Genomic DNA, 22,137 nt, shown 5'->3' on the forward strand with positions numbered 1-22,137 from the left:
TCGAGGAGATAAAGATGAGTGGTGAGTACGACGATCTCAAGCGGCGCATGGATGGGGCTATTGCCGCGTTCAAGCATGATCTGGCCTCGCTGCGGACCGGTCGCGCCTCCAGCAATCTGCTCGATGCGATCCAGGTGCAGGCCTACGGCACCACCATGCCGATCAATCAGGTCGCCAACGTCTCGGTGCCGGAGCCGCGCATGATCTCGGTATCGGTATGGGACAAGTCGATGGTTGGCGCGGTCGACCGTGCGATCCGCGAATCCAATTTGGGGTTCAACCCGATCGTAGACGGCACCAACCTCAGGATTCCGCTTCCCGAACTCAACGAACAGCGCCGCAAGGAACTGGTCAAGATCTCGCACACCTACGCCGAGAACGCCCGTGTCGCCGCGCGCCATGTGCGCCGCGACGGCATGGACTTCCTGAAGAAGGCGGAGAAGGACGGCGACATCAGCGAAGACGATCAGCGCAAGCGCTCGGACCAGGTCCAGAAACTTACCGACGAGACGATCAGCACCATCGACCACCTGCTTTCCGATAAGGAAGCTGAAATCATGCAGGTTTAGGGTCATGGCCGCCGGCTGACCCGAAAGCGAGAACATGGCAACGCCCGCGCATGTCGCGATCATCATGGACGGAAACGGACGCTGGGCCAAGGCGCGCGGCATGCCCCGTCTTGCGGGCCACCGTGCCGGTGTCGAGGCGCTGCGCAAGACGGTGCGCGCGGCACCTGGGCTCGGCATTTCCTACCTGACCGTCTATGCTTTCTCGTCGGAGAATTGGTCGCGGCCGAAGTCCGAGGTCAGCGACCTGATGGGCCTCTTGAAAATGTTCATCCGCCGTGACCTTGCCGAACTGCACCAGAGCGGTGTGCGGGTTAGAATCATCGGCGACCGGGCAGGGCTGCAGTCTGATATCAGGGGACTGCTCGATGAGGCCGAAACGCTGACGGCCGCAAACGAATCGCTGACGCTGGTGATCGCCTTCAACTATGGCGGACGAGACGAAATCGTTCGCACGGCACAAAAGCTTGCGGCGGCCGTGGCGCGTGGCGAACTCGACGCCGAGGCGATATCAGCCGAAAGTTTTGCCGGCGCGCTTGATACGCAAGGCATTCCCGACCCGGAACTCGTCATCCGCACCAGCGGCGAGCTTCGGTTGTCAAACTTCCTTCTGTGGCAAGCCGCCTATAGCGAACTCGTCTTCCTGCCTTGCTATTGGCCCGACTTCAGCCGCGAGCACCTTGCGGAAGCTTTGCGTGAGTTTGCTGGCCGCGAACGCCGTTTCGGCGGACTTGGAGGCCAGGACGTCGCTTCGCGACCGGCCGCGGGATGAGGAATCTTCAACTCCGTATCGTTTCGGCGATCGTGCTCGCCATCATCACTCTCGGCTTGACCTGGATCGGCGGTTTGCCGTTCCGGCTGCTGTGTGCCGTGATCGTAGCGGCGATCTTCTATGAATGGACCCGCATGTCGCGGCCAACCGGGGCAACGGGTCTGGGTTTCCTGCCGGAAGCACTGCTGGTTGTCTTCATTGGCGCCTTGATTGGCGGCCTGGCCTCCTCCTGGCTGCTACCGCTTGTGGCGGCCATTGTTGCCGCAACGGCGATAGCCGCCTCGGTTCGCAAGACCGGACATTGGGATGCGAGCGGCCTTGCCTATGCCGCGGTTTCAGGCCTGTCGCTCGCCTTGCTGCGGGATGGCGATCGTTCAGGCCTCATTGCCATCCTGTTCCTGTTCGCGGTCGTCTGGGCCACCGATATCCTTGCCTATTTCGTGGGGCGCGCCGTTGGGGGGCCGAAACTGGCGCCCTCTATCTCGCCCGGCAAGACGCGCAGCGGCGCACTCGGCGGCGCTGTCGGCGGCGTCGTCGCCGGGCTGGTCCTCGCCGCAGCTGCCGGTGTCGGCAATCTGGTATTGCTCGGCCTGGTCGCGCTCGTGCTGTCGATTGTCTCGCAGGCAGGCGACCTGTTCGAATCCTGGATCAAGCGCCGCCATGGCCGCAAGGATTCGGGGGCGCTCATCCCGGGCCATGGCGGCGTCATGGATCGTGTCGACGGGCTTGTCGCAGCGGCATTCGCCCTATACGTCATCGGCTGGATTTCGGCGAACGCCGATCATCCGGCGCAGGGTCTGTTTCCCGTTTGAGCGATGTCATTTCAGGGTCCTTTGCGCGGTGCGCCTTGGATTCGCCCGGATTGGTGTCACAGTCACGGCGCAGTCTGCGCCGTGGAAGAATTTGAGGGTTTGTCTTGAACGAGATTCTTCACGCGCTTTTCAGCACAGAAGGCTTTGTCCTGGGCACGCTGGTGCCATTCCTCTTCGTGCTGACCGTGGTCGTGTTCGTTCATGAAATGGGCCATTACCTTGTCGGGCGCTGGTGCGGCATCGGCGTCAGGGCCTTCTCGATCGGCTTCGGCCCGGAACTTTTCGGCTTCAACGACAGCCACGGCACGCGCTGGAAACTGTGTGCGATACCGCTTGGCGGCTATGTCAAATTCGTCGGCGACATGAACGCCACATCGAGCCAGCCCACGTCGGAAGAAATTGAGACGCTGACCGAGGAAGAGCGCAAGGTCGCCTTCCACACCCAGCCGATCTGGAAGCGCGCGGCAACGGTGGTGGCCGGACCGTTGTTCAATTTCCTGCTGACGATCGTCGTCTTTTCCGTGCTGTTCACCGCCTATGGCCGCTATGTCGCCGAGCCCATGGTGGCCGAGGTGACCGCCGACAGCCCGGCGGCGAAGGCCGGCATTCTTCCCGGCGACCGATTCGTCAGCGTCGACGGCAACAAGGTCGAAACCTTTGGCGACGTTCAACGCCTGGTCTCGGGCCGTGCCGACGACGCAATCACCTTCGTCATGCTGCGCGACGGCCAGGAGGTCACTGTGACCGCGGCGCCGCGGCTGATGGAACAGGAAGACGCGCTCGGCAACAAGGTCAAGGTCGCCGTGATCGGTGTCGTCAACAACAAGGAACTCGGCCAGCCGAGACTCATCACCTACACGCCGGTCGGAGCGGTCGCGGCGGCGGTCGAGGAAACCGGTCACGTCATCCAGCGCACCGGCCAGTTCCTGCAGCGCTTTGTTGTCGGGCGCGAAGACAAATGTCAGCTGGGCGGTCCGGTGAAGATAGCCGACATGGCGGGCAGGGCTGCGAAACTGGGATTCGAATGGCTCGTGCAGCTGGTTGCACTGCTATCCGTTGGCATCGGAATTCTGAACCTTTTGCCGATTCCCCCCCTCGACGGCGGTCACCTCTTGTTCTACGGGGTGGAGGCTGTCATTCGCCGTCCGGTGTCGGAACGGATGATGGAAATGGCCTATCGGGCCGGGTTGCTTCTGGTGCTGTGCTTCATGGGGTTCGTTTTTTGGAACGATCTGTTTGGGTGCTGAAATCATGAAGAAATTTGGCTTCTGCATGGACGATGTTGAGACGCCGTTTACCATGCAAGGGGATATGAGTGACGCGAAAGCCACGCCGCAGGGTTAAGTAAATACAAATTAACCAGAAGCCTTGCGTGTAGGGAAAATCCGGTTAATACGGTAGGGGAAATTACCGCACGTCCGGTTTTCTCGCCGTGGGGACTACGAGAAAAGGTTATTAAGCCCGATGAAGGCAGCATCCAAGTTTCTAAGCGCCGCGTCCGCGGTGACCCTGTCCGCGGCCATGGTCGTGCCAGGCGCGCTCGCAGTGCAGTTCGTTGCCACATCGGCGGCTGAAGCCGCTGTCGTCAGCAGAGTCGAAGTGAGCGGCAACCAGCGTATCGACGCTGAGACCATCCGCAATTACATCACCATCAAGCCGGGCAAGGCTTTCTCCAGTTCCGATATCGACGGTGCGGTCAAGGCGCTGTTCGGCACAGGTCTGTTTTCGGACGTGCAGATCAACCAGGTCGGCTCGACGCTGGTGGTCAAGGTTGCCGAGTACCAAGTCGTCAACCAGGTGCTGTTCCAGAACAACAAGAAGCTCAAGGACAATGCGCTTGCGGCGGCCGTGCAGCTGAAGCCGCGCGGAACGTTCTCGCAGGCGACGCTCGATGCCGACGTGGAATCGGTCAAGGCTGCATACAGGCGCATTGGCCGCGACGATGTAACCGTGACCACGCAGGTCATGCAGCTTGGCGACAATCGCGTAAATGTTGTCTTCAACATCGCTGAAGGCGATCGCACGCAGATCGCGGCGATCAATTTCGTCGGCAATAGCGCCTATTCCAGCCGCCGCCTGTCGGATATCATCAACACCAAGCGTTCGTCCTGGGTTTCCTTCATCCTGCGCGACGACGTCTATGACGACGACAAGCTGCGCGCCGACCAGGAGCTGCTGCGCCGCTTTTACTACAATCATGGGTATGCCGACTTCCAAGTCGTGTCCGCAGTCGGTGAACTCGACAGCGCGACGAACAAGTACACGGTGACCATCACCGTCCAGGAAGGCGACCGCTACACGTTCGGTGATGTCAGCGTCGAGAGCTCGATCCCTGAAGTCGACGGCAAGTCGCTGGAATCGGTGATCGAGACCCACAAGGGTGACGTCTACAACGCCAAGAACGTCGAGGATTCCATCATCGCGCTGACCGAGAAGGTGGCCGGTTCCGGCTATGCCTTCGCGCAGGTCACGCCGCGCGGTGACCGCAATTTCGAGAACCACACCATTTCGGTTGTTTATACGATCGACCAGGGCACCAAGGCCTATATCGAGCGCATCGAGATCCGCGGCAACGATCGCACGCGTGACTATGTCATTCGCCGTGAGTTCGACGTCAGCGAAGGCGACGCCTTCAACCAGGTGCTCATCCAGCGCGCGAAGAAGCGTTTGGAAAACTTGAATTACTTTGAGAAAGTCGACATCTCCACCGTGCCGGGCTCGCAGCCTGACCAGGTCGTTCTGGTGGTCGATGTGGTCGAGAAATCGACCGGCGAGTTCTCGGTGGGCGCTGGTTATTCGACCGGTGGCGACACGGCCGGTCCGTCGGTCGAAGGCTCGGTGACCGAGCGCAACTTCCTCGGCCGTGGCCAGTTCATCAAGCTGTCGGCAGGCGGCGGCAAGAATTCACGCGACTACAGCCTGTCCTTCACCGAGCCTTATTTCCTCGGACGGCGCATCGCTGCCGGTTTCGACATCTTCAAGCAGACCAGGGAATACGACAACTACGAAAGCGACACTGTGGGCGCGACGGTGCGCTTCGGTCTGCCGATCACCGACAGCATCTCGACCCAGTTGGCGTACAACATCTCGCAAGAAAAGTATAAGCTGGAAGACGATTGCGTGACCGGCGGCGTTTACGATCCGGCGAAGTGTGACGTTTCCACGGCTATCCTGGATGGCATCGAACAAAGCCCTTGGATCAAGTCGTCGGTCAGCCTCGGGCTGGTCTACAACACCATCGACGATATGAAGAGCCCGCACGAGGGTATCTACGCCACCACGACGGTAGAAGTCGCAGGCCTCGGCGGTGATGCCAAGTTCGTGAAGGTCACGGGACGCGGCAGCATCTACCAGACGCTGTCGGAGCAGTATGATCTGGTCGGGCTCGTTTCAGGTGGCGCTGGCCATGTTGAAGGATACGGCAGCGATGGTCTGCGGATTTTCGATCAGTTCCAGAGCACCGATCGCATGATCCGTGGCTTCGCCTATGGGGGCATCGGTCCTGTCGATACTGCTACGGGCGACCATCTCGGCGGCACGACCTATTTCAATGCGTCCGCAGAAGCTCAGTTTCCGTTGCCGGTTGTGCCGGAAAGCTTCGGCTTGCGTGGCGCTGTCTTCGCGGATGCGGCAACGCTCTATGGAAGCAAGGTCGACACCGCTGGCGTCACCCAGGACTCGGTCGGGATGAAGTTGCGTGCCTCGGTCGGCCTCGGCCTGATGTGGGCGTCGCCGTTCGGTCCGATCCGTATCGACTATGCGATCCCGGTCAAGAAGGAAGCGCGCGACGACGTGCAGGAATTCAACTTCGGCATATCGACCCGCTTCTGATCGGCGGCCAACGATGCTCCCGGGTCTTCAGGGTCCGGGAGAAATGTTCCGACCTAGCTGGATATAGCTTCTGGAATGACCGATCCGGTGTTCTTCGCGCCATCACGCCGGTATACGGCGGGCGAAGTCGCGAATCTGACCGGCTCGGTGCTCGTCGATTCCGGCCACTCAGATATTTCGATCGAAGCACTCGCGCCGGCCAGCGAGGGCGGCGAGAATGCGCTCGTCTTTGTCGACGGCAAGCGCAATTCCGCGCTGATGCCGTCGCTGCGGGCAGCCGCGGTCCTGTGCCCGGCGGAATTTGCCGGCAAGGCGCCGGCCGGCGTTGCCGTTCTGGTTCATCCGCGTCCGCAACAGGCCTTCGCGTTTGTCGGGCGTCTGCTGTTTCCGAGGGCGGCGACACCAGGGCCGATGACCAGTGAAACCGGCGTCTCGCCGCACGCTCATGTCGATGCGACCGCGCATGTCGAAGCCGGTGCCGTCATCGAGGCCGGCGCGGTCATCGGGCCAGGCGCTTCGATCGGCAGCGGTACCGTCATCGCCCCAAATGCGGTCATCGGACAATCCTGCCAGATCGGCCGCGACGGCTATGTCGGTCCAGGCGCGAGCGTCCAGTATGCCTTGATCGGCAATCGCGTCATCATTCATGGCGGTGCCAGGATAGGCCAAGATGGTTTTGGGTTCGTTGGAGGGGCCAAGGGTCCCGAACGCGTGCCGCAGATCGGCCGTGTCGTTATCCAGGACGACGTCGAGATCGGCTCAAACACCACCGTCGATCGCGGCGCCATGTCCGATACGGTCATCGGCCAGGGCACCAAGATCGACAATCTCGTGCAGATCGCCCATAACGTCCGCATCGGCCGCAATTGCATAATAGCCGGGCTTTCGGGTATTTCGGGTTCCGTGGTCGTGGGTGACAATGTCACCATGGGCGGCGGCGTCGGGCTTGCGGATCACCTGACCATAGGGACAGGGGCCAAGCTTGCCGCCAGAAGTGGATTTATGAGCAATGTCCCTGCAGGCGAGATCTGGGGCGGCTATCCGGCACAGCCGATGGCGGAAGCCATGCGGGAGATAGCCATGCTGCGCAAGCTCGCCAGGACCCGCAAACAGGGCGAGGGAGGCAATGGCTGACATGATCGCGTCGACGACGCTGGAAGCGGTCGACATCATGGGGCTGATGAAGCTCCTGCCGCACCGCTATCCGTTCCTGATGATCGATCGTATCGTCGACATCGATGGCGACGAATCCGCCATCGGCATCAAGAACGTGACCATAAACGAGCCGCATTTTCAGGGCCATTTCCCTGAGCAGCCGGTCATGCCGGGTGTGCTCATCGTCGAGGCGATGGCGCAGACGGCCGGCGCCATCTGTATCCGCAGCCTGGGCACCGAAAAGCCGTCGCTGGTCTATTTCCTGACCATCGACAACGCCAAATTCCGCAAACCGGTCGTTCCCGGCGACCAGTTGAAGATCTATGTCAAGAAAATCAAGAAACGCGGCAATCTGCTCAAATTCGCTTGTGAAGCCATGGTCGACGGCGCTAAGGCGGCCGAGGCCGAGATTTCAGCCATGATGGTCACCAGCGACTGACGATCGAGTGCTTATGAAAATCAAGACATCCATTCATGCTTCCTCCATTGTCGAGGAAGGCGCCCAAATCGGCCAAGGCGCGCGCATCGGGCCGTTCTGCCATGTCGGCGCCGATGTGGTGATCGGCGACGACGTCGAACTGGTTAGTCATGTCTCGGTGATGGGCGCGACGTCGATCGGCGCCTCGACCAAGGTCTACCCGATGGCGACATTGGGCGCGCCGCCGCAGAACACCAAGCACAAGGGCGGCCGAACCACCCTGGTCATCGGCAGGGACTGCACGATCCGCGAAGGCGTGACCATGCATCTCGGTACCGATTCCAGCCGCGGCGAGACGACGGTCGGCGACAATGGCAATTTCCTTGCCTACGCCCATATCGCCCATGATTGCGTCGTCGGCAACAATGCGACGTTCGCCAATGGTGCAACGCTGGGCGGCCACTGCGAGGTCGGCAACAATGTTTATATCGGCGGCCTGACCGCTGTGCATCAGTTTGTTCGCATCGGCGACAACGCCTTTCTGGGCGGCTGCTCGGCGATCGTCGGCGATGTCATTCCCTTTGCCATCGCGGTCGGCAACCGCGCCAGCCTGCGCGGTCTCAACATCATCGGCCTCAAGCGCTCCGGCCTGCCGAGGTCCGAAATCCTTGTGCTGCGCAAGGCTTACAGGATGATCTTCGATCGTTCCCGCACCGTTGGCGAGAACATCGAATTCGCCAAGGCGGAGTTCGCGTCGTCGCCGACCGCCATGAAGATCATCGATTTCATCACCAGTCGCGGCAAGCGGCACTATGCTGTGCCGTCGCTCAAGGGCGGCGATGGCGACGATGTCGATGACGAAGACTGAGACAGCGGCAGCGCGTCTTGATCTTCCGCCGGGCTCCAGGGTTGGCATCATTGCCGGCGGCGGCAGTCTGCCGGTCGAAGTCGCGGCCGGTTCGGCTGAACAAGGTTATCCGCCCTTCGTCATCCTGATGGAAGGCGAAGTCGACCGCATCGCGGAACTCTCCCGATACGATCACGAAAACCTCGCTCTGGAAGGTATAGGCTCGCTCGTCCCATTGCTGCGGCGGCACCGGATCACCCATCTGGTGCTTGCAGGCGAGATCAAGCGCCGGCCGCGATTGCTTGCGCTGCGCCCCAGTCTCAGCCTGCTCGCGGTGATTCCTTTGGTCGTCATGGCGCTCGCGCGTGGCGATGATGGTCTTCTGAAGGTCTTGGCACGGGGCCTCGAAGCGCGTGGAATAAAGGTCGTTGGCGCCCACGAAGTAGTGCCGAATCTTGTCGCCGCCGAAGGCGTGCTAACCAAGGCCGAACCGCGAAAATTGGACTGGCGTGATATCGAGGCGGGCCTTGCGGCAGCAAAGGCCATCGGGGCGCTGGATGTCGGCCAGGCGGCGATCGCCGTTGGCGGCCGGGCAATCGCGCTGGAAGGCATCGAAGGAACAGCCGGCCTGCTTGATCGTGCGAAGCTGCTGCGTGGCCACGGCCGTATTGCGGGCAAGACCCGCGGCGTCCTCGTCAAGTGCGCCAAGCCTGGTCAGGAACTGCGCGCCGATCTTCCATCCATCGGTCCGCAGACGGTCGAGGCAGCGCACGCGGCCGGGCTCGCCGGCATTGCCGTCGAGGCGGGACGCTCGCTGATCCTCGAAGGTCCTGGAACCATCGCACGCGCCAATGCACTCGGCCTGTTCGTCCTTGGCCTGCCTGTCACCACGGAGCCGCGCAATGGCTGACAGGGCATTGAAGATCGCGATCGTTGCCGGAGAGGAGTCCGGCGACCTGCTCGGCGCCGACATAGTACGCTCGCTCAGGCAGGCGGCCGGGCGCGAGGTGCAACTCGTCGGCCTCGGCGGCCGTCATTTGCAGGCGCTGGGACTGGTCTCGCCATTCGATGCCGGTGAGATCGCCCTCATGGGGTTCAGTGCCGTCCTGCGCGACCTGCCGCGCCTGATACGGCGGATCAGCCAACTGGCCAAGACCGTTGCCGACGAAAAGCCGGACTGCCTTGTCACCATCGACAGTCCGGACTTTTCGTTGCGCGTCGCCAAAAAGGTGCGTGCGGCCAACCCGTCGATTCCAATCATCCACTATGTCTGCCCGAGCGTGTGGGCGTGGCGGCCGGGCAGGGCGGTGGCGATGAAGCCCTATGTCGACCACATCCTCTGCATCCTGCCTTTCGAGGTCAAGGAGCTCGAGCGGCTCGGCGGGCCACCGGGCACCTATGTCGGGCATCGCCTGACCCACGATGCGGGTTTGCTCGCCGCAGCCAAGGCGCAGGAGCTGCCGCGCGACCTTTCTGCTGATCGCGTCAAGACCCTGCTCGTCCTGCCCGGTTCGCGGCGTGGCGAGGTACGGCGGCTGCTCGACCCGTTCGGCGAGACGGTGTCGATTCTGCGTGCGCGTGGCCACCGCCTACGGCTGCTGCTGCCGACCGTTCCGCATGTCGCCGACCTCGTCAAATCCTTCGTTAACCGCTGGGATGAAAAGCCTGAGATCATCGTCGATCCCCAGCGCAAATGGCAGGCTTTCGGCAAAGCCGATGCGGCGCTGATCGCGTCCGGGACGGTATCGCTGGAACTGGCGCTGGCCGGCGTGCCGATGATTTCCTGCTACAGGCTCGACCCGGTCGCGCGCGTCTTGGCGCCGTACCTCGTTTCCGTCTGGTCGGCGCTGCTGCCCAATCTGATATCGGATCGAGCGCTTATTCCGGAATTCTACGACGGCTACATCAAGCCGAACAATCTGGCCCGGCAATTGGAAGCCCTGTTCGCCGACAGCGGCATGCGCGCCTGGCAGAAGACTGGATTTGCAGAGATCACGCGGCGCATGGCGACGGATAGACCGTCCGGCGAGATCGCCGCGCAGGTGGTGATGCGGTATATCAAGAGAGGGAATAGTCAGTAGTCAGTAGGGAAGTTGACCGTGCCTACTGCCTACTGCCCAATCCCCAATCCCTACTCCCAATTCACCGCTTGGCGATCGGCACGTAGTCACGCTCGGGTGCGCCGGTATAGAGCTGACGCGGGCGGCCGATCTTCTGGCGCGGATCCTCGATCATCTCTTTCCACTGGGCGATCCAGCCGACGGTGCGGGCGACCGCGAACAGCACGGTGAACATGGTGGTGGGAAAGCCCAGCGCCTTCAGCGTGATGCCGGAATAGAAGTCGACATTCGGGTAGAGCTTCTTCTCGATGAAATAGGAATCGGTCAGCGCGATCTTTTCCAGCTCCATGGCGATGTCGAGCAGCGGATCGTCCTTGATGCCGAGCTCGCCCAGAACCTCATGTGCCGTCTTCTGCATGATCTTGGCGCGCGGATCGTAGTTCTTGTAGACGCGGTGGCCAAAGCCCATCAAGCGGAAGGGGTCGTCCTTGTCCTTGGCGCGGGCGATGAATTCGGGGATATGATCGACATGGCCGATCTCGCCAAGCATGTTGAGCGCCGCTTCATTGGCGCCGCCATGCGCCGGTCCCCACAGGCAGGCTATACCGGCGGCGATGCACGCAAACGGGTTGGCGCCCGACGAGCCGGCGAGACGAACGGTCGAGGTCGAGGCGTTCTGCTCGTGGTCGGCGTGCAAAATGAAGATGCGCTCCATGGCGCGTGCCAGCACCGGATTGATCTTGTATTCCTCGCACGGCACGGCAAAGCACATGTGCAGGAAGTTGGCGGCGAAGTTGAGCTCGTTCTTCGGGTAAATGAACGGCTGGCCGATGTGGTATTTGTAGGCCATCGCCGCGATCGTCGGCATCTTGGCGATCAGCCGCATGGAGGCAACCATGCGCTGGTAGGGGTCGGAGATGTCGGTGGAGTCGTGGTAGAAGGCCGACAGCGCGCCGACCACGCCGCACATCACCGCCATCGGATGCGCGTCGCGGCGGAAGCCGGTGAAAAAGCGCGACATCTGCTCATGCACCATGGTGTGGCGCGTCACGCGGTAGTCAAAGTCGTCCTTCTGCGCCTTGGTCGGCAATTCACCGTAGAGCAGGAGATAGCAGACCTCGAGGAAGTCGCCATGTTCGGCCAACTGGTCGATCGGATAGCCGCGGTGCAACAGGATGCCGGCGTCGCCGTCGATGAAGGTGATTTCGGATTCGCAACTTGCCGTCGAGGTGAAGCCGGGATCGTAAGTGAAGGCGCCGGTGGTTGAGTAGAGCGAGGCGATGTCGATGACATCAGGCCCGACCGAACCACTTCGCACCTTGAATTCATGGGTCTTGCCGGCGAATGCAAGCGTTGCCGTGGCCTCCTGGGTCTTGCCGCCCAAATCCATTTTTTTCGCAGCTTCGGTCATTGCAAACTCCTTCTTGTTTCCTCATGCCGGCAAAGGCAAAATTCTGCAGAGCGACACGTCGAAAATCACCGCAATGCGCGTATTCGCCACCGCATTTCAGGAGGTGCGTGCCAGATTGGGCCAAGGCCTAATGTTGCACTGCGAAACCCGCCTTTCAATGCCAATCTTCTTGGGCCAGTTTGCTCCTAATCGATTTGATCTGAGATGCGCGCCAGGCTTTCCTCGCGGCCGAGCACGGCGAGCACATCGAACACGCCCGGCGAGGTGCTTTTGCCGGTCAAAGCGGCGCGCAAAGGCTGGGCCACCGCGCCGAGTTTGTGACTGCCGGCCGCAGCCACCTCACGGATCGCCGCCTCCGCCGAGGCGGCTGTCCAGTCACTCGCAAGCCCGTTCAAAGCTTCGTGAGCACTGCGCAGGATCTTGCGGGCATCGTCGGTGAGCAGAAGGGCCGCCTTGTCGTCGATCGGCAGCGGTCGCGTGGCAAACAGGAAGGCCGCGCCGTCGACGAGCTCGACCAGCGTCTTGGCGCGCTCCTTCAGGCCCGGAAGCGCTGCCAGCAACTGCGCCTTGGTGCTGTCCTTCAGGCGTGCTGCGATCGCCGGGCCACCTTCGAGATAGGGCAGGGTGGCGATGAAGATGTCGAACAGCTCGGCATCGCTCATGCGGCGCATATGCGCGCCGTTGATCGCTTCCAGTTTGGCGAAGTCGAAGCGCGCCGCGCCCTTGTTGACATCGCCGATGTCGAACCACGAGATCATATCCTTGATCGACATGATCTCGTCGTCGCCATGGCTCCAGCCAAGGCGCGCCAGGTAGTTGAGCAGCGCCTCCGGCAGGTAGCCCATGGCGCGATAGGCCTCGACGCCAAGCGCGCCGTGCCGCTTCGACAGCTTGGCGCCATCGGCGCCGTGGATCAGGGGGATATGCGACATGGACGGCACGTCCCAGCCCATGGCGTTGTAGATCACGGTCTGGCGAGCGGCATTGGTCAGATGATCGTCGCCGCGAATGATATGGGTGACGCCCATATCATGATCATCGACGACGACGGCATGCATGTAAGTGGGATTGCCGTCAGAACGCAGGATGATGAAGTCATCGAGATCTTTGTTGGGAAAGCGCACCTCGCCCTGGACACGGTCATGGACGATGGTCTCGCCTTCGGTCGGCGCCTTGATGCGGATGGCGCCCTTGACGCCTGCGGGCGCCTCAGAGGGGTCGCGGTCGCGCCAGCGGCCGTCATAGCGGGGCGGCAGCCCCTTGGCTCTGGCAGCCTCGCGCATGGCCTCCAGTTCGGCTGGCGTGGCATAGCAATAATAGGCCATGCCCATGCGCACGAGCTCCTCGGCCACCTCGCGGTGGCGCGGCGCACGCTCGAACTGTGACACCGGCTCGCCGTCCCAGCTCAGGCCAAGCCAGGAAAGCCCGTCGAGGATGGCAGCCGTCGCGGCTTCATTGGAGCGTTCACGGTCGGTGTCTTCGATGCGCAGCAGCATCGTGCCGCCAGTGTGCTTTGCATACAGCCAGTTGAACAGCGCCGTGCGCGCGCCGCCTATGTGCAGATAGCCGGTGGGCGAGGGGGCAAAACGGGTGACGACCTTGTCGGACATGGAACTCTCGGAAACCATCTGAAGCGGGTGCGGTTGCGCGGACTTTCGCGCGCCCGGCGTTCATGTAGCATAGGGTGTCGAGGGCGCAAGGGGCAGACCCGATGGCTGGACGAGGCTGGGGCTCGGATCAGGGCGAGGACGCTGCCATCGGCGTCAGCGAACGGTCCCTCTTTGCGCCTCTGCCATTGCCGTCGCCCCTCCTGCCGGATCCCGGCCAAGCGCCGTTACAAGCGGATGTCGCCGCCTCTGTTCCTGTTGCCGAAACCGGCAGGATCGTTCGCGTGCGCCGGCAAATCAGCCTGACATCACTGCCTCGCCTGCGCCACAGCGTGAACACGGCGGCGAGCCTGGAATTCGACCGGGGCGTGGCCTTCCTGCTGGTGCCGGTCTGCCTGGCGATTGGAGCGATCGGCTATTTTTCGCTGACGGCTGAACCCGACTTTGCGAGACCTGTCGCGGTTGTTATTCTGACGGGGATCTGTGCGCTGGTCTCGCGCTCATGGCCAAAGACCCATCTGTGTTTCATGGCGGCACTTTTGTGCGCCCTAGGACTGCTTGCTGCCAAAGTCGAGACGTGGCGTGCGGGCACACAAATGTTGGGCTCGGAAATTTCGACGCAAGTCACCGGCCGCGTCGTCTCGCTCGACCGGATGGAAACCGGCCGTATCCGGCTGACCATCGACGTGACATCGACCGCAAGACCGAAACTGCGCTATGCGCCGGAACGGGTGCGGCTTTCGGCACGCAAGATCCCGGCTGACGTGACCGCCGGCTCCCTCATCACCGGATATGCCAAGCTCTTGCCGCCGACCGGGCCGGTGCGGCCGGACAGCTATGACTTCTCCTTCGACAGCTACTTTGCCGGCATCGGCGGCAGCGGGTTCTTTCTCGGCAATCCAAAGCTTGTCGTCAACGATGACGGCGACATGCCGCTGCCGGCCCGAATTTCCTCTAGCGTGGAAAATGCCCGTGAAGGCATCGCCGACCATATCAGGGCGAGCGTCGGCGGCGCCGAAGGCGAGATCGCCGCGGCGCTGATCGTCGGCGTGCGCGCCGGCATTCCCGATGACATCAATGAGGCGATGCGACGTACCGGCATCTACCACATCATCTCCATTTCGGGACTGCACATGGCTCTGGTCGCAGGCACCATCATGGGTTTGCTGCGCGGCGCCTTCGCCTTGTTTCCCGACTTTTCCGCGCGTCGCCCGGTCAAGAAGTATGCCGCCGCCGCCGCACTGTTCTCGATCGCGGCCTATCTCATCATCTCGGGAGTCGTCGTTGCCGCCGAGCGCAGCTTCATCATGCTGGCGGTGATGCTGATTGCCGTGCTGTTCGATCGAGCAGCACTCACCATGCGCAATCTGGCGATCTCGGCGATCGCCGTCATCGTGGTGTCGCCGCATGAGGTGGTCGGCCCGAGTTTTCAGATGTCGTTCGCCGCGACCGCGGCTCTGGTCGGCGCCTATGCCGGCTGGGCGGATCACCGCGCGGGAAAAGCAAGACCGCCGCCGCCAAAGCGATCCATGCCAGGTTTCCTGACGCGAAAATTCCTGCTGGCGGCAACCGGCCTTGCCATGACCTCGATCATCGCCGGAAGCGCCACGACGCTGTTTGCTATCTGGCATTTTCAGCGTGTCTCGCCGCTTAGCCTGTTTGCCAATCTCGCGGTTATGCCGATCGTCACCGTCGTCATGTTCCTGGCCGTCGCCAGCGCGCTGCTGATGCCTTTCGGATTGGATTGGCCGGCTCTCTACCTGATGGGTAAGGGCCTGACGATGATGATCGCCATATCCGGCTGGATCTCCGAGCGTTCGCCTGTCGACGGGGTCGGGCTGATTTCGCAACAGTCGGTCCTGTTGGTGGCAATTGCTTTGGTCATCGCGACGATGGCGACAACCTGGCTGCGGCTCGCTGCTCTGCCATTCGCGCAGGCAGGCTTGCTGACCGTCTCGGATACGCGCACGCCGGATGTGCTGATCTCGGAAGACGCCCGGCTGGTGGCGTTGCCGATCGGTGGCGGTGAGCTTGCCGTCAGCCGGGAGCGGCCGAACGAATTCACCGTCGACAACTGGAAACGCGCCCTGACATCAGAAACCATCGTCGTGCCAGAGGTGTTCGACAACAGCGATGGGCAATTCGATGTCGCGGATGCCGTTGATCTGCCGCTGGGATCCCCGTTCTATTGCTCCTCAGGCGTTTGCGTGGCCAGGCACATGTCCGGTGCGATCATTGCCTATGTCGAGGACCGCAAGGACACCTGGAAAGCCTGCGGCTTCGCCGAGCTGATCGTCATCAATGACGCCACCGCGTATGACGCCTGTCACAATCCGCTGGTCCTCGTCATCACCAAGCGGCAACTGGCTCGCAAAGGCAGTGCCGCGGTCTTCTTCGATCGCCAATCGGCGACCACGCCGGCGACGATCAGCTTCGCGGTGGACAGCCCATATCGGCCCTGGCACACGCAACGCAAATACTCTCGTGAGGCGAGGGGGCTGGCACCCTTCAAGAAACCGGAGAAGCCAGCGGCCAACCCACAGCCGCCTCAGTAGCGGCGGATCAGGCCGACGAGCTTGCCTTGCACCTTGACCCTGTCCGGGCCGAAAATACGGGTTTCATAGGCCGGATTGGCGGCTTCGAGAGCAATCGAAGCGCCCTTGCGGCGGAACCGCTTCAGCGTCGCTTCCTCTTCATCGACCAGCGCCACGATGATCTCGCCGGGGCTCGCCGTGTCGGCATTGCGGATGATGACGGTGTCGCCGTCGAAGATACCGGCCTCGATCATCGAGTCGCCCTTGACCTCCAGCGCATAGTGGGCGCCGCCCATGATCATGTCCGGCGGCACCGAGATCGAATGCGTCTGATGCTGGATGGCATCGATCGGCACACCGGCGGCGATACGGCCCATGACCGGGATCGACACGGCGGAGACCGCATCGTCATCATTGCCGGGCGAGGGCATCCGCGAAGGCGCCGGCTTGATCTGCCGGCCAAGGGCACCACCCTGACCGAGACTGCCCTGGATGACGCTTGGCGAAAACTTCTTTGCCGCGTTGAGGCCAGGCGCGATCGAGTCCGGCAATCGCAGCACTTCCAGCGCGCGTGCCCGGTTGGGCAACCGGCGAATAAAGCCGCGCTCCTCAAGTGCGGTGATCAGCCGATGAATCCCGGATTTGGAGGCAAGGTCAAGCGCCTCCTTCATCTCGTCGAAGGATGGCGGAATGCCGCTCTCCTTCAGGCGTTCATGGATGAACATCAGCAGTTCATGTTGCTTGCGCGTCAGCATGGCGGCCCCCAGGTTACCTGAAACCAGAATCGAAAAACAAACCCAGAACAAACCCTATCTGTTCCAGTTGTGTTCTGCAACCGTTTAAAGTTTAATGAATTTGTTAAGGCTGCTGAAATTATTTGGCGCTTGCCAGCGGGTCGCGATCAACAAGCGCCAGGCACAGCGATGCGCCTGCTCACATTGAAATTATTATGGTTAATGACCTGTGGCTCATCCTCGACCCAAGGCTTGGCATTATCAGTCTATCGACCTCCACAAAGGACGATATCAATCTTCGGGACGTTCGTTTGCCGTGAACGAAACGGAGCCAAAACGCCAACGTCTGTTGGCATTTGTGGCTGGAAATTCAGCCTCCGTCATCTGCCAGGCAGTGAGGGCGGCGGCGGTGGATCGCGGGGATCGTTGCGTCAGGTAACGGCTTCCTTGACCGCGAAACGGCGGTCCTTCCATGCGCCCGTGCGCAGAATATCCTCCAGCACCTCAACCGCCAGCCACACATCCTTGTAGCCGACATAGAGCGGCGTGAAGCCGAAACGGATGGTCGATGGCGCACGAAAATCACCGATGACGCCGCGCTCGATCAGCGCCCGCATGATTTGATAGCCGTGATCGTGAAGGAACGACACCTGGCTGCCGCGCCTGGTCGCGTCGCGGGTGGTCTCCAGCGTGAGACCGTAGGCGCCGCACCTGGCTTCGACGAGCTGGATGAACAGTTCTGTCAACGCGACGCTCTTCTTTCGCAATGCCGCCATGTCGACGTCATTCCAGATGGCAAGCGCGCCTTTGAGCGCCCGCATCGACAGGACAGGCTGGGTGCCGCACAGAAAGCGGCGGATACCGGTGCCGGCAACATAACCCCGTTCGAAGGCAAAGGGCCGCGCATGGCCCCACCAGCCGCTGAGTGGTTGCCTGATATCGCCATGGTGACGCTGCGCGGCATAGATGAAGGCCGGTGCGCCCGGACCGCCATTGAGGTACTTGTAAGTGCAGCCGATGGCGAAATCGGCATTTGCCTGGTCGAGTTCGACGGGCAGAGCGCCGGCCGTGTGGCAGAGATCCCAGACAATCAGCGCTCCGGCCGCATGAGCCTTGCGCGTCAGCGCCGACATGTCGCGCAGTTCACCCGATTTGTAATTGACGTGATTGACCAGCACCACCGCGACGTTTTCGTCGATCAGCTCTTCGATGGTCGGCGCGTCGACACCCGCGAGGCGCAGCAGGACGCCATCCCGGGTCGAGGCCACGCCTTCGGCGATGTACAGGTCGGTGGGAAAACTGTCACCTTCGGCGACGATGGCCGACCGGCCGGGCCGCATCTCCATCGCCGCATGCAGCACCTTGTAGATGTTGGTCGATGTCGTGTCGCAGACAACGGTCTGGCCGGCCGCGGCTCCTATCAGGCGTCCGAGCTGGTCGCCGAGTTCGATTGGCATCTCGAACCATCCGGCCGTGTTCCAAGCTCGGATGAGATCCTGGGCCCATTCTTGGGTCGCCGCCTGCTGCAGCTCGCTGAAAACGGCGTGAGACGCTGCCCCCAGTGAATTGCCGTCGAGATAGATCATCCCCTCCGGCAGAATGAAACGGTCGCGCATGGCCCGCAGCGGATCCGTGGCATCCATCGCTTCGACTGCGGCGAGATCAGGAATTCCACTCATGGTCGGTCAGTCCCCGGTTGTTCGCGAAGGGTTTTCCGCCACAGCGCGTCCCCTCGGTGTGCCTGTTTTCATTTCGACGTCAGAGCCGGGTGCGGACCGTCCACAGCTCCGGGAACAGCACGACCTCGAGCATTTTCTTCAGATACGAAGCACCCGACGTGCCGCCGGTGCCGCGTTTCAGGCCGATGATGCGCTCCACCGTGGTGACGTGGTTGAAGCGCCAGCGGCGGAAGTAGTCCTCGAAGTCGACCAGCTTCTCGGCCAGTTCGTAGAACATCCAGTAGCGCTGCGGATCGCGGTAGATGGTCTGCCAGGCGACCAGCACCTCTTCATTCTCGGTTCGCGTCTCACGCCAGTCCGTGCGCCTGGCATCGGCACCGATGTCGAATCCGTTGCGCGCCAAAAGCAACAGTGCCTCGTCATAGAGCGACGGCTCGGCCAGGATCGCTTCCAGCTTCCCGCTCAGGTCGGGCCGATGCTTGTGCGGCCCGAGCATTGCCAGGTTTCGGTTGCCGGCCATGAACTCGATGGCGCGATACTGCCAGGACTGGAAACCCGAGGACTGACCGAGCGCGTCGCGGAACTCGGTGTATTCGCTGGGCGTCATCGTCCGCAGCACATCCCAGGCATTGTTCAGCTGCTCGAAGATGCGCGCAACGCGCGACAGCATCTTGAAGCTCGGCTCGAGCCGGTCGGCGCGGATGGAACGGATCGCGGCGCCAATCTCGTGCAGAGCAAGCTTCATCCAGAGCTCGGAGGTCTGATGCTGGATGATGAACAGCATCTCGTCATGCGCCGAAGACAGCGGCGTCTGGGCCTCCAGCACCTTCTCCAGGTGCAGATAGTCGCTGTAGGACATGCGCTCCTTGAACGACATCTGGGCGCCTTCGGACGCCGGATCGTGTGGCTCGCTCAATTGATTTTCTCCGTGCGCAGCCGGAAGCGCTGGATCTTGCCGGTCTGGGTCTTGGGCAGAGCGGCGATGAATTTTACTGACCGTGGATATTTATAAGGGGCGATCGTCGTTTTGACGTGGTCCTGCAAGCGCTTGGTGGTCAACGCGTCAGGCGCCACCCCCTGCGCCAGCACGACATGCGCCTCGACGATCTGGCCGCGCTCGGCATCGTCTGCACCGATCACCGCGCATTCGGAAACATCCGGATGCGATAACAGTGCTGCCTCGACCTCGGGTCCGGCGATGTTGTAGCCGGCGCTGACGATCATGTCGTCGGAGCGCGCGGCGAAATGGAAGAAGCCGTCCTCGTCCTGCGTGAAGGTATCGCCGGTGAGGTTCCAGCCGTCGCGCACGTATTCCTTCTGCCTGTCATCGGCCATGTAGCGGCAGCCGGTCGGGCCGCGCACCGCCAGCCTGCCGGTCGTGCCGCGCGGCACCTCGCGCATCTCGTCATCGACGACGCGCGCCTCGTAGCCGCCCACCGGCTTGCCGGTCGACGCAGGCCTCATGTCATCGAAGCGGTTGGAGATGAAGATGTGCAGCATTTCGGTGGCGCCGATGCCGTCGAGGATCGGCTTGCCGGTCTTTTTCGTCCACTCTTCGAAAACCGGAGCGGGCAAGGTTTCGCCGGCCGAAACGGCAACGCGCAGCGACGACAAATCGGCTCCTTCATCCATGGCCTTCAGCATAGCGCGGTAGGCGGTCGGCGCGGTGAAGGAGATCGTCGCTTTGTAGGTCTCGATGATGTGGATCATGTTGGGTGGCGTCGCCTGCTCCAGAAGCGTCGCCGCCGCACCGAAGCGCAGCGGAAAGATACAGAGCCCGCCAAGGCCGAAGGTGAAGGCCAGCGGCGGCGAGCCGACGAAGATGTCGTCCGGCGTCACCTCCAGGATTTCGCGAGCATAGGCGTCGGCGATGATCAGCAGGTCGCGGTGGAAATGCATCGTCGCCTTCGGAACGCCTGTCGTGCCCGAGGTGAAGCCGAGCAGCGCGACATCGTCGCGGCCGGTGTCAACTGCGGTGAACGTTACCGGCTTGTCGAGAGCGGCACGATCGAGTTCAGCATCATGGTTGGCGGTGCCGTCGAAACCGATGACCTGCTTGAGGAATGCGCTGTCCTTGGCGCACACGGTCATCTCGTCCATCAGCCTGGTGTCGCAGAGCGCGACGGTGATCTCGGCCTTGTCGACGATCTTGGCGAGTTCGCCGGCGCGCAGCATCGGCATGGTGTTGACGACCACGGCACCGACCTTGGTGGCGGCCAGCCAGCAGGCGACCATGGCGGGGTTGTTGGCCGAGCGGATCAGCACCCGGTTGCCCGGCTTGACTCCGTAATTCTCGACCAGCGCGTGGGCCAGCCTGTTCGTCCAGTCGGACAGTTCCTTGTAGGTGCGGCGGCGGCCATTGCCGATGAGGGCGGTGTGGTCGCCGAGACCTTTTTCGACCAGCCTGTCGGTCAGTTCGACACCGGCGTTGAGGCGTTCGGGATAGTCGAAGCCGTCGAGCAGGATTTCAGGCCATTGCTCCGGCGGCGGCAGGTGATCGCGCGTGAACGTGTCGATATGCGCCGAAGGCCCAAGCATGTCGCCGCTCTCCCGTCTGCTGCCTGGCCAGTGCGCGACGCGCCTTGGCTGGATGTGGTGGATCCTAAGGTCCTGCTCTGAGGAGGCTTCGTGCTGACCATCGCGCCTGCTCGGAGATGCGCCCAGAAAGGGTGAACATCTGCAGGTTCGGGCAGCACAGCAGACCTCCCATTGTCGGCTGTTCGTTGGGGCAGGATCGCACCAGTCGAAATTTGTTTCAAGCCTAAAATGTTTTTGCCCTGGTGCATTGACGCATGGCGTGGCGGGGGCCATTGCTAGCAAGTAGCGATGCCGTCTTGGGGAAGGGCGCAGATGTTCGAACGTCACATCGTCGATTGGGATGATGCCTATGCCAACGGCGCCAACATCGCGGGCAGTGATCGCTGGCCGTCTGCATGGGCGGAGCCAGCGCAAGCATTCCGCGATGCGCTGTCGGCGCAGGGCCGGGCGCGGCTCGACATCGCCTATGGCGACGGACCGCGCAATCGGCTCGATCTTTTCCTTCCCAGGGCCGCGCCCAAAGGGCTGGTAGTGATTATCCATGGCGGTTACTGGCTGGAGACCGACAAGAGCTTGTGGTCGCACCTCGCCAATGGCGCGGTCGGCAGTGGCTTCGCCGTGGCGATGCCCTCCTACACGCTGTGCCCGAACATACGCATCGCCGGCATCGTCAGCGAGATTGGGGCGGCGATCGGCGAGGCGGCGGCAATGGTCGACGGACCGCTGATGCTGACCGGACATTCGGCCGGCGGCCATCTCGCCACCCGGATGGTGACGACAACCACGCCGCTGGCTGCCGATGTGGCGCGGCGCATACGCCACGTCATTTCGATTTCAGGCTTGCATGACCTGCGTCCGATCATGCGCACCGGGATGAACAAGGAACTGGAAATCGACGAAGAGGAGGCGCTGGCTGAAAGCCCGGCGCTGCTGCGGCCCATGGATGGTGCCCGCATCACCTGTTGGGCCGGTGGCGGCGAGCGCGCCGAATTCCTGCGCCAGAATGCGCTGCTTGCCAACATCTGGACCGGCCTCGGCGCCACCACCAGCGTCGTGGTCGAGCCCGACCGGCATCATTACAGCATTGTCGACGGCCTTGCCGATTCGGCGCATCCGCTGACGCAGAGCTTGATCTCGAACTAGAGCCGGGATCACTTTCTCGTCTGTTATGAA

18 protein-coding genes are annotated in these 22,137 nt (G+C 62.1%); 12 read left to right on the forward strand and 6 right to left on the reverse strand.

What is annotated here, in order from left to right:
• Nucleotides 1-14 precede the first annotated feature (14 nt).
• From frr to lpxB, 10 genes are all read left to right on the forward strand, one after another.
• On the forward strand, nucleotides 15-569 hold the full coding sequence (gene frr / locus NKK51_RS24315; protein ID WP_013531759.1) for a ribosome recycling factor: 555 nt from the start codon (nucleotides 15-17) through the stop codon (nucleotides 567-569).
• Nucleotides 570-603: 34 nt separating this feature from the next.
• The gene (locus NKK51_RS24320; RefSeq protein ID WP_023812930.1) at nucleotides 604-1,338 is read left to right on the forward strand and encodes an isoprenyl transferase; all 735 of its coding nucleotides are present in this window, start codon (nucleotides 604-606) and stop codon (nucleotides 1,336-1,338) included.
• Nucleotides 1,335-2,150, forward strand: coding sequence for a phosphatidate cytidylyltransferase (locus tag NKK51_RS24325; RefSeq protein WP_352554840.1), 816 nt, complete (start codon nucleotides 1,335-1,337; stop codon nucleotides 2,148-2,150). Before NKK51_RS24320 ends, NKK51_RS24325 begins: the two co-directional genes overlap by 4 nt.
• Nucleotides 2,151-2,254: 104 nt before the next feature.
• Nucleotides 2,255-3,397: an RIP metalloprotease RseP gene (rseP, locus tag NKK51_RS24330; RefSeq protein ID WP_023812928.1), complete on the forward strand. Its 1,143-nt coding sequence runs from the start codon at nucleotides 2,255-2,257 to the stop codon at nucleotides 3,395-3,397.
• A 217-nt stretch (nucleotides 3,398-3,614) separates the two neighbouring features.
• Complete coding sequence (gene bamA, locus NKK51_RS24335) at nucleotides 3,615-5,981, forward strand: outer membrane protein assembly factor BamA (RefSeq protein ID WP_352554841.1); 2,367 nt, start codon at nucleotides 3,615-3,617, stop codon at nucleotides 5,979-5,981.
• A 75-nt stretch (nucleotides 5,982-6,056) separates the two neighbouring features.
• Nucleotides 6,057-7,115: a UDP-3-O-(3-hydroxymyristoyl)glucosamine N-acyltransferase gene (gene lpxD / locus NKK51_RS24340; protein ID WP_128303621.1), complete on the forward strand. Its 1,059-nt coding sequence runs from the start codon at nucleotides 6,057-6,059 to the stop codon at nucleotides 7,113-7,115.
• A complete protein-coding gene (gene fabZ / locus NKK51_RS24345) occupies nucleotides 7,108-7,575 on the forward strand; it encodes a 3-hydroxyacyl-ACP dehydratase FabZ (protein WP_013531753.1) in 468 nt (155 codons plus the stop codon). Before lpxD ends, fabZ begins: the two co-directional genes overlap by 8 nt.
• Nucleotides 7,576-7,588: 13 nt before the next feature.
• The gene (gene lpxA, locus NKK51_RS24350) at nucleotides 7,589-8,422 is read left to right on the forward strand and encodes an acyl-ACP--UDP-N-acetylglucosamine O-acyltransferase (protein ID WP_128303623.1); all 834 of its coding nucleotides are present in this window, start codon (nucleotides 7,589-7,591) and stop codon (nucleotides 8,420-8,422) included.
• Nucleotides 8,394-9,311 carry an LpxI family protein gene (locus tag NKK51_RS24355; protein ID WP_352554842.1) on the forward strand — a complete coding sequence of 306 codons (918 nt, stop codon included), beginning with the start codon at nucleotides 8,394-8,396 and terminating at the stop codon, nucleotides 9,309-9,311. Before lpxA ends, NKK51_RS24355 begins: the two co-directional genes overlap by 29 nt.
• Nucleotides 9,304-10,482, forward strand: coding sequence for a lipid-A-disaccharide synthase (gene lpxB, locus NKK51_RS24360; RefSeq protein ID WP_352554843.1), 1,179 nt, complete (start codon nucleotides 9,304-9,306; stop codon nucleotides 10,480-10,482). The genes NKK51_RS24355 and lpxB overlap by 8 nt, the downstream gene beginning before the upstream one ends.
• 61 nt (nucleotides 10,483-10,543) lie before the next feature.
• Here the strand turns inward: lpxB and gltA are convergent, their stop codons facing one another.
• Together gltA and gltX are read right to left on the reverse strand one after the other, a co-directional pair.
• Nucleotides 10,544-11,872, reverse strand: a complete 1,329-nt coding sequence (gene gltA / locus NKK51_RS24365) for a citrate synthase (RefSeq protein WP_027036654.1) — start codon at nucleotides 11,870-11,872, stop codon at nucleotides 10,544-10,546.
• 185 nt (nucleotides 11,873-12,057) lie between these two features.
• The gene (gene gltX, locus NKK51_RS24370) at nucleotides 12,058-13,482 is read right to left on the reverse strand and encodes a glutamate--tRNA ligase (RefSeq protein ID WP_352554844.1); all 1,425 of its coding nucleotides are present in this window, start codon (nucleotides 13,480-13,482) and stop codon (nucleotides 12,058-12,060) included.
• A gap of 101 nt (nucleotides 13,483-13,583) precedes the next feature.
• On the opposite strand from gltX, the gene NKK51_RS24375 reads away from it, so the two are divergent.
• Nucleotides 13,584-16,034, forward strand: a complete 2,451-nt coding sequence (locus NKK51_RS24375; RefSeq protein ID WP_352554845.1) for a ComEC/Rec2 family competence protein — start codon at nucleotides 13,584-13,586, stop codon at nucleotides 16,032-16,034.
• Here the strand turns inward: NKK51_RS24375 and lexA are convergent.
• The 4 genes from lexA to NKK51_RS24395 all read right to left on the reverse strand — a co-directional run bounded on the left by lexA (nucleotide 16,028) and on the right by NKK51_RS24395 (nucleotide 20,964).
• Nucleotides 16,028-16,768: a transcriptional repressor LexA gene (lexA, locus tag NKK51_RS24380; RefSeq protein WP_013531746.1), complete on the reverse strand. Its 741-nt coding sequence runs from the start codon at nucleotides 16,766-16,768 to the stop codon at nucleotides 16,028-16,030. The two genes, NKK51_RS24375 and lexA, sit on opposite strands and share 7 nt — an antisense overlap.
• Before the next feature lie 410 nt (nucleotides 16,769-17,178).
• The gene (kynU, locus tag NKK51_RS24385; protein WP_352554846.1) at nucleotides 17,179-18,426 is read right to left on the reverse strand and encodes a kynureninase; all 1,248 of its coding nucleotides are present in this window, start codon (nucleotides 18,424-18,426) and stop codon (nucleotides 17,179-17,181) included.
• A 79-nt stretch (nucleotides 18,427-18,505) separates the two neighbouring features.
• Nucleotides 18,506-19,342: a tryptophan 2,3-dioxygenase gene (gene kynA / locus NKK51_RS24390; protein ID WP_352554847.1), complete on the reverse strand. Its 837-nt coding sequence runs from the start codon at nucleotides 19,340-19,342 to the stop codon at nucleotides 18,506-18,508.
• On the reverse strand, nucleotides 19,339-20,964 hold the full coding sequence (locus tag NKK51_RS24395) for an AMP-binding protein (protein ID WP_352554848.1): 1,626 nt from the start codon (nucleotides 20,962-20,964) through the stop codon (nucleotides 19,339-19,341). Before NKK51_RS24395 ends, kynA begins: the two co-directional genes overlap by 4 nt.
• Nucleotides 20,965-21,276: 312 nt before the next feature.
• On the opposite strand from NKK51_RS24395, the gene NKK51_RS24400 reads away from it, so the two are divergent.
• The gene (locus tag NKK51_RS24400; RefSeq protein ID WP_352554849.1) at nucleotides 21,277-22,107 is read left to right on the forward strand and encodes a hormone-sensitive lipase; all 831 of its coding nucleotides are present in this window, start codon (nucleotides 21,277-21,279) and stop codon (nucleotides 22,105-22,107) included.
• The last annotated feature ends 30 nt before the right edge of the window (nucleotides 22,108-22,137 follow it).

It is taken from the genome of Mesorhizobium sp. M0011 (genome assembly GCF_040324155.1).
In the GTDB taxonomy this organism is placed as follows: Bacteria; Pseudomonadota; Alphaproteobacteria; order Rhizobiales; family Rhizobiaceae; genus Mesorhizobium.

What these genes read in the sequence shown, in the direction of transcription:
- gltX (WP_352554844.1), bottom strand. Translation starts at nt 13,482, where the DNA reads ATGTCCGACAAGGTCGTCACCCGTTTTGCCCCCTCGCCCACCGGCTAT.
- NKK51_RS24400 (WP_352554849.1), top strand. Translation starts at nt 21,277, where the DNA reads ATGTTCGAACGTCACATCGTCGATTGGGATGATGCCTATGCCAACGGC.
- NKK51_RS24375 (WP_352554845.1), top strand. Translation starts at nt 13,584, where the DNA reads ATGGCTGGACGAGGCTGGGGCTCGGATCAGGGCGAGGACGCTGCCATC.
- NKK51_RS24320 (WP_023812930.1), top strand. Translation starts at nt 604, where the DNA reads ATGGCAACGCCCGCGCATGTCGCGATCATCATGGACGGAAACGGACGC.
- kynU (WP_352554846.1), bottom strand. Translation starts at nt 18,426, where the DNA reads ATGAGTGGAATTCCTGATCTCGCCGCAGTCGAAGCGATGGATGCCACG.
- lpxB (WP_352554843.1), top strand. Translation starts at nt 9,304, where the DNA reads ATGGCTGACAGGGCATTGAAGATCGCGATCGTTGCCGGAGAGGAGTCC.
- bamA (WP_352554841.1), top strand. Translation starts at nt 3,615, where the DNA reads ATGAAGGCAGCATCCAAGTTTCTAAGCGCCGCGTCCGCGGTGACCCTG.
- lpxD (WP_128303621.1), top strand. Translation starts at nt 6,057, where the DNA reads ATGACCGATCCGGTGTTCTTCGCGCCATCACGCCGGTATACGGCGGGC.
- frr (WP_013531759.1), top strand. Translation starts at nt 15, where the DNA reads ATGAGTGGTGAGTACGACGATCTCAAGCGGCGCATGGATGGGGCTATT.
- gltA (WP_027036654.1), bottom strand. Translation starts at nt 11,872, where the DNA reads ATGACCGAAGCTGCGAAAAAAATGGATTTGGGCGGCAAGACCCAGGAG.
- lpxA (WP_128303623.1), top strand. Translation starts at nt 7,589, where the DNA reads ATGAAAATCAAGACATCCATTCATGCTTCCTCCATTGTCGAGGAAGGC.
- NKK51_RS24355 (WP_352554842.1), top strand. Translation starts at nt 8,394, where the DNA reads ATGGCGACGATGTCGATGACGAAGACTGAGACAGCGGCAGCGCGTCTT.
- NKK51_RS24395 (WP_352554848.1), bottom strand. Translation starts at nt 20,964, where the DNA reads ATGCTTGGGCCTTCGGCGCATATCGACACGTTCACGCGCGATCACCTG.
- fabZ (WP_013531753.1), top strand. Translation starts at nt 7,108, where the DNA reads ATGGCTGACATGATCGCGTCGACGACGCTGGAAGCGGTCGACATCATG.
- NKK51_RS24325 (WP_352554840.1), top strand. Translation starts at nt 1,335, where the DNA reads ATGAGGAATCTTCAACTCCGTATCGTTTCGGCGATCGTGCTCGCCATC.
- lexA (WP_013531746.1), bottom strand. Translation starts at nt 16,768, where the DNA reads ATGCTGACGCGCAAGCAACATGAACTGCTGATGTTCATCCATGAACGC.